Annotated in this window: 4 protein-coding genes and 1 pseudogene; 3 read left to right on the top strand and 2 right to left on the bottom strand. The window is 39.5% G+C overall.

Annotated features, from left to right (window positions below; translation table 11 throughout):
- Positions 1–213: pseudogene (locus R2R28_RS02720) on the bottom strand (AraC family transcriptional regulator); the annotation flags it as partial.
- Positions 214–1273: 1060 nt separating this feature from the next.
- A complete protein-coding gene (locus R2R28_RS02715; protein WP_316824172.1) occupies positions 1274–1990 on the bottom strand; it encodes a sulfite exporter TauE/SafE family protein in 717 nt (238 codons plus the stop codon).
- 850 nt (positions 1991–2840) lie between these two features.
- Between R2R28_RS02715 and R2R28_RS02710 the strand changes: the two genes are divergently transcribed.
- The 3 genes from R2R28_RS02710 (at position 2841) to R2R28_RS02700 (ending at position 7588) form a co-directional block, all read left to right on the top strand.
- A complete protein-coding gene (locus R2R28_RS02710) occupies positions 2841–3173 on the top strand; it encodes a LytTR family DNA-binding domain-containing protein (RefSeq protein WP_316824171.1) in 333 nt (110 codons plus the stop codon).
- Between the two features lie 268 nt (positions 3174–3441).
- Positions 3442–5520: a sugar-binding protein gene (locus tag R2R28_RS02705; protein ID WP_316824170.1), complete on the top strand. Its 2079-nt coding sequence runs from the start codon at positions 3442–3444 to the stop codon at positions 5518–5520.
- 16 nt (positions 5521–5536) lie between these two features.
- Complete coding sequence (locus tag R2R28_RS02700; RefSeq protein ID WP_316824169.1) at positions 5537–7588, top strand: hypothetical protein; 2052 nt, start codon at positions 5537–5539, stop codon at positions 7586–7588.
- Positions 7589–7616 lie beyond the last annotated feature (28 nt).

The raw sequence follows: 7616 nt of genomic DNA, 5'->3' as shown, positions 1-7616 counted from the left end.
TTCGGTGAGGATGCGGGCCGGACCATCGAATTTCATTTCCGAATGCACCAAAAACAGACCATTTGTTGAGAGCTGATAATTTTTGATCCCCACAGGGGCATCTTTTATGGTAATTGATTTTTCGGATAATCGGTGATCGGGAACATACTTATCTGGAATCTCTTCCATGAACAGAAAATCTTTCTGATGCTCTATTCTTGCCTTTACAATCATTTTCCGGTTAATTAATATTAATCATAGATTAGACAAATATAGTAATATTATTTATATCAATTCTAAATAAGAAACTTTATATAGTTCTATTCGTGGAAAATCATGTGAACAGAACCCAGTACTTTAACAATTAAATTTAGGACGGGACAAACTGATATAAACTGGGTTTTTCATAATAGGTTGAATGAAAATTTTACCACTAGGTTTATAACCTGGTTTCTTCTTCTTTATAATTTCAGCAATTGCCAATACAAGAAGAATAATCGGCTAAATTCAATAAAAAGGTATTGGAAAATAAACAGAGAATAACCATACATTTGCAACAAACAATAGAAACAACACAACAATAAACAATATAAATAGCACAACTAAAAACAATAGAAATAGCACAACCACAAACTACACAACAATAAAAAAATCTAATTGATGTTATTGCATTTATTAGAAACGAAGCAAGAACTCTAAAGCAGGAGATGTTAATGCATTAGGTCTTAATAGACTGGCTAGAATATCATCAGAACAAATTAAAAGGCAATGGCGACACCAAAGGAAAAATTTGCAGAAGCATTATAAACACTAAAAAAACTTCAGAAAGATGGCTCGGAAGGAATCCATACAAAGGAAATCCCGAGCCGTTCCCAACGGGAGATTCTGTTGAATAATGGCTTTATAAAAGAAGTTTCTGAAGGCTGGCATATCTCATCCGACCCTTCTGAAGCTCCTGGAGATACAAAATCCTGGTACAGTTGTTATTGGGATTTCTGTGCTAAATTCATTCGGCACAAGTATTAAGAAAACTGGTGTCTTTCTGCGGATCAGTCGCAAAATGAGCACTCCACTAAAAGTTATAGAATCTGAGAAATTAGATTTAATATCGAAAAATTCGCCCCCCTTTCGATCTAACTCATTATCAAAACATTTTTCCCTAGCAACAGGGATAAAAGCGGATACCTGCCAGTGAATAATGCCGGGAAGCCTAAATAGCGGGTAGCCGGCAAGTTGCCCACACAAGAAAAGGATTTGATCAAAATCACAAAAGGTCATAAACTAGAAACCATTTCTATGCAGCATACCCCGTTAGCAAAGTATTCACAATCAAAAAGACACCAATCGCAATAAGCCCGAAATAGACATACTTAAAAAAAGTACCTCCGCTAATTTGATGATTAAGATAGCGCCCTAAAAATATTGCTGGAAAAACAGCAGGCAAGGAGGTCAAAAAATATTTCAGCACCTCCAAGGTAATCAGCCCTTTCGCAGAATACCCGATGGCACCTATAAAACTTACCGGTAGGAAATAAGCCTGGAGCGTTGCCCTGAAATGTTTGGCACTCCAGTTCCTCATATTTCCGTAAACAACAAGAGGTGGTCCATTTACCCCATATGCCCCACCCAATACCCCCGATAAAAAACCGCATATAAAAAGCCATGGCTTACTATCTGTTTTAAGGGAAAGCGCGTTCTTGCCAAAAACGGCATATAACGCATATAAAACAATCAGTAGCCCTAAACCGATTTTCACCCAGAACTCATTGCCATAAATTAAAATCAGCAAGCCAAACGGTATACCTAAAATGGCAAAAATGATCAACCATTTGGCGCTGTTAAAATGTATCTGGCTATGATCCTGTACAACCACAACAAAGGCAACCAAAATTGAAATCAAAACAGACAAGGGAACAGCAACCTCTAGCGGAATAAAATGTATAAATAAATGAACTCCATATTTCCTATAAAAATACGATTTTTTATGCGTAAAACTCCCCCAAAAGCTCAATAATGCAGTATAATAGAACTATCCGAAGATGAGACATTAGTCTACTATGAATGGTGTCAGTTATAAAGAAAGCGCCACAATCCTGAAGCCTTAGTTTAGATAAAAAGTGCAGACCATATAGGTTTGCAGCGCGAATATTAAAAAACAGTTCCGAAATAGAGGAAGTTTAGGCTAAAAGCGTTGTTAGCATAATCAGTCCCTTTCGCTATTTCCTCATTACAATGAGTCGAACACAGGTTTCTCTCTAAATCTTATTCAACTTTGCTCGATGAGGTTCCAGATCGGACTTCCGGTTACCACCTTTTTACCCAAGCTTGCATAGATGTGATCGTCAAGCCATATCTATGTGGGTTATGCTTCATCCTGATACCCGGGAGATTGGAATCACACCAATACAGAACTACCGTTAAACGCATCAAGCGTTCTACACTTTCCTGCTGTCTCAGCAGTTTCGGTGTAAACGGATCGCAGACCAAAAATGAAGAAGAACCACTTTAAAGCGGAATGGGGTGACAGCTTAAACGCGGAACGGGCAGCCTTTTTGCCGAAATGCCCATTCTGTGCCCTCATCGGTGATGGCACAGGCATTTCCACTTTGAAAATCTTATTTCATATCCGGAAAATAAATTATTGGAACGCCGTATATCAACTACAAAATTGTATTTAAAAAAATGATTGTATAATCCATCTTTTTGCCCGAAATATCTATTTTTAAAGCTACTTATTCAGTCTATTTTAGCGTACCCCCCATGTACATTTTACGGGGCGACCTGACCAGATATCAAAGTTATCTACTTCCCTTAATTATAGCGCTGATACTAGCAGGTAAACGGAAAATCTAAATGAAGCTATGAAAAAATTAATTGTTAACTCTCACGACTCACTCCGTGTTATTGCACACTCTGATATCACTTTTTGCAAATCCGACAACTGCTATACCAGCATATTTCTGAATACAGGTGAAGAGTTGGTAATGTGCAGATCTATTAAAAAAATATCCGAAGCCCTCGAGGGTACCTCATTTATCAGGGTAAACAGATCCTATCTGATCAATAGAGAATCGATCAAACTCGTTGATAAAAAAAACAAGCATGTGGAACTCAATGGTGGTGAATGTATCCCCTACACTACTTCGCTTGCAAATCTTGTAAACATGATCTCTGATGGTATGGCCGTGCTATAGTATAAAAATCTTATTCGATAATATTAGCTGGCTGTCAGAGCGGAAATAATGCTGTTTCGGCTTCCGCCCGGATCCTTTGGAACCCTTAAGCAAAAAACAGTCTTTCAGCCATAATTGATGGAGAAAACAGGACAGATTATCAATTGATCTGACATATTAAAATTGCTAAAATTTTCCCGGTAACCAGACCTTAAACAGATTTCACCTGCCTTTTCAACAATGCAGACGTTGGAGATATACCACTTTATTTATCATCAATCCATTTAAAATGCCCCATCAAAAAAAGCAACATGTCCTCATCGCACTTTTAAGTGTTTTAATGCTGCTATCCTGCAAAAAAGACAAGGATGGCATCGGCAGGCTCGCTCCGGCGATTATGAAAACAGCCGGCGATTTACATATTACCGGTCTTTCCTATCTTATCTGCAACCATGACCGCATCTTGTATTCCCGCTTTGCGGATGATGGACTGAAGTTGGATCCAAATGCATATAACGACATTATCACTAATTTTTCAGGTCCGGTCTTACTTAACAGGATGATGAAAGATAATCAGATAAACGCTGGAACAGGACTGGAAAAAATTGTTCCTTCCCTAAAACCAGATTCACTGACGGTCAGTGATCTGGTTTTTATCAAAGCGGACCGCATTTCCCCTTTTTTTGATAGCATACCATTGATGAACAGCACAATCCGCAGCACGATCGCATCGGTAGGTACGAAAAACGGCGATCTGCTGGATAAGTTCACTCGGGCAACATTGAAGTTGGAAAAAAAACAGGATCTCAGGTCACTCTTTGAAAATGCTTTTTTAGTATCAAATTATTTCGACGACGCTTTCACAGAATACAGTTACAGGGATACTGCAATCCAAAATCTGTCGCCTACCTGGTATACACGAAATATTGTTGGTTTTTTCGGCTGGAATGTATTCAAGTTCCACCGGGAAACACTTTTGTGGAAATCCTTTACGGTCTCGGGAAAGAGTGTCCTTATATTCAAATCACCGGACAGGGATTTATTCATTTCCATTGCTTATGATAAAATAGATGTGCTGGAAACGGATTTTCTCCATAAAAAAGACCTGCTACAGTCCCCCATGGCACTCGTAATACTTAAATACCTATTCCTCCCCGGGAAAGTGGGTGATATCGACTATGACCAGGGGGAGGGAGGATTAACATCGGCATTTACCAGGGTGAAAAACCTGGAAGGCTATATTTTTCTCACAAGGGAACTGCTCGCCTATGCGAGGTTCGAGCAAAAATATGGCAGTATCCGTAAAGCGGATAAGCTGTATGGTATCTATAAAAGGTCCTTGGATAATTCTCCGTTAACGGCATATGTAAATAAATCACCCCTGGCAGAAATCAACTACGTGCCTGATAACCTGGATGCTGTTATCCCTTTTAATATCACCGCAGATACGGTTGTCCGGTTTTTTGGGGCGGGACAGGTGATTACCAAGGATGATTATATTACCAGCCCCGAAAATTATGACCATATACAGATCTATCTTAACAAAAACGTTCCTCCTGATGAGATCAGCTATGAAGATCTCCGGCTTTTCCAGTACAACTATGGACTTAAAACGGTAAGTGGCATAAAAGATAGGCAGTTCCCAGACAGTTCCCTGTTGGATCCGGGGATAAAGTTTGCCTTCAGTGACCCAAATGATACCTGTTATACTTTAGAGGCAAGGATTCCCTGGAAGTCAGTATATGGTAGGTCCTTAAGAAAGAAAAGCCTTGGCGCAAACATTTTCATAGGTGACAGTGACCTTGATGAAAATTACCGTAAAAGTATGGTTTCATGGGTGGTCAAATCTGATGAATATTGGAATGATGCCTCTAAGTACGGGCAGATTATGTTTTCAGAGAAAGGAAAAGCCGGTGATCCAAGAAAAAATTATTGTATAAGATCCAATGCAGCACCATTGATAGACGGGGTGATGGATAAAATCTGGGAGATGGCAGACTTTTCAACCGTAAACACTCCTTATATAGGAAAAGCGTCGGCCTTCGATAGTTCAGCCAGATTCAAAACCCTATATGATAATGAATATATTTATTTTTTTGTACAGGTAACCGATAACTGTAAAAACCCTGCCGGTATTACAACAAAGGATAAATGTTGGATAACAGATCCCCGGACTGGGGAAATTATCTGGAAAATGTCGGCCCCTGCTTCCAAGGGCATGCCTTCTTTTTTTGTTGACAACAGTATACATCTCAAAAAAGGCAAATATCAGTTGCATTACAGATCGGATAAGGGCAGTTCATTCGAAGGTTTTTATGGGCCTAACCCCATTTATGGTTTTTATGGTGCACAAATTTATCTTTTATAATCATATCCATTCAGACATGAGACCACAACTTAACCTTTTGCTCTTTTTTGCGTTAAGCATATTTATCTCCTGTGGGCGCAATTACGGTAGCGCTATGGATAACGCTCTTGAATCCGCCGGAGATAACAAAAATGAACTTATAAAGGTACTCGACCATTATTCCGCCCCGGGTGACAGTTTAAAACTTAAGGCTGCAGAATTTCTGATCCTAAATATGTCCGGGCACAGCGGTTATCAGAAGAGTTCTATAGGTATCTATTCAGATATGTTTTCGATCATAGATACGCTTTCCTATATGAAAGATAAAGTAACAAACGATGATAAGATCCATATCGGTGATTCAGTAACCAAAAGAATTGGGCTTCCGGATCCCGATTCGATGAAGACCGTTCCGGATAACCGGTTGGTTTCCTCAGGCTATCTGATCAATAATATCGATTTTGCGTTCAGTGCCTGGAAGAATGCCCCCTGGGCAAAAAAAGTCAGCTTCAATGACTTCTGTGAATATATACTTCCATACCGTATAAGGGAGGAACAGCTGCAATATTGGCGCCCCCAGCTCTACACCGAGTACCTTCCGATGCTCAACAGGATACCTGAAAACAAAAATATAAAACCTGTATTTGACAATCTAAACTGGAATCTTAACACGGAAACCAATTTTACTGTTTTTTTCAACAGATATTATCCTTTTGCCCAAAGCATCAGTGATGTTCTGGCCGGAAAAATAGGTGGCTGTGAAACCACGTCATTTTATTCAGCTACTGTAATGAGATCGCTCGGTTTACCCGTGGCAGTGGATTTCATCCTCCACTGGGGCAGTACAAATAACAGCCATTTCATGGTAAATGCAATTGACCAAAGTTTCAGGCCACAATTGATCACAAATGAAAATATCCAGAGAAGCACCTGGAGTGTAGTTGATTTTTCCTCTGACTATATAACCGAAAGACATCGTTTTACCAATAAGGATACCCCTTTCGGAATGTATGTACAGCATGTCAAGACCATTCCAAAAGTTTACAGATTTACTTTCAGTGCCGATAGGGAATTGGAGGAATTGAACAAAACAGTACCCAAGGACTATCTGGCGCCGGATTTCCGAAAAACAAATCTTAGGGATGTAACGGACAAATTTGTAAAAACATCTTTCTTTTCCCTTAAAGTGAAAGATGAGTTCCTAAAATATAAAGCTGCTTACCTGTGTGTATTTGACATCAACGGATGGAAGCCAATTGCCGTAAAAAAGATGAACGGCGAAAATGTAATTTTTGACAATCTGGGATGCAATGTGGTTTATTTGCCCGCAGTATTCGATAAAGGAACGGTCATTCCGATTGCCCCCCCTTTCTACTCTGATACATCAAATGTTATTACCAGTTTTACGGCAACAAACAGCAGTAGGGCTAAAATAAGGCTTTTGAGAAAATATCCCCTGCATTCTTATACTGCATATCATACCGAAACTTTGAAGGAAGGGCGGTTCGAGGGTTCGAATTCAATGGACTTTACCAAGGCCGATACATTGTTTACCATAAAAAATTATCCATTTTATATGAACGAGGTACAGATACCAAATGTGAAAAAATTTAGGTTTCTAAGGTATGTTGCGCCGCCGGGGGGAAGCTGGGAGGCTGACAACATTGCTGAAGTACAGTTTTACGGTGGTACCGGAAAAGAGCTGTTAAAGGGAAAGATCATTGGGAAAAAAGGGGTGTCCGGCCATGAGATCGAAAAAGCATTCGATGATGATCTGGATAGTTATTACCAGAATGAGCAGGGTAAAGATGGATGGATCGGTATTGATCTGGGCACAATGGAAGAAAAACGGGTATACTCCATTAAATTTTGTCCCAGGAATGATACCAACTGCATTTTGCCCGGGGTAGACTACGAGCTTTATTACTGGGACAAAAAATGGATTTCACTTGGCAGCAAAACGGCAGACAGTTATCATCTGGATTACAATAAGGTACCAAAAAATGCATTGTTCTGGTTAAAGGGCCTAAACGGAGGAACCGAAGAAAGAATTTTCACTATTGAAAATGGCCAACAAAAATGGTGGTAGCATTTTCTCAACTGAATGAATAAGAAAA

Source organism: Pedobacter miscanthi, assembly GCF_032678605.1.
GTDB classification, from domain to species: Bacteria; Bacteroidota; Bacteroidia; order Sphingobacteriales; family Sphingobacteriaceae; genus Pedobacter; species Pedobacter miscanthi_A.
Note: the sequence above shows the minus strand (reverse complement) of the source record. Positions and strands in the feature narration are given on the sequence as shown.

Coding starts and splice junctions, on each gene's coding strand:
- R2R28_RS02710 (WP_316824171.1), top strand. CDS start 2,841: ATGAAAAAATTAATTGTTAACTCTCACGACTCACTCCGTGTTATTGCA.
- R2R28_RS02705 (WP_316824170.1), top strand. CDS start 3,442: ATGCCCCATCAAAAAAAGCAACATGTCCTCATCGCACTTTTAAGTGTT.
- R2R28_RS02700 (WP_316824169.1), top strand. CDS start 5,537: ATGAGACCACAACTTAACCTTTTGCTCTTTTTTGCGTTAAGCATATTT.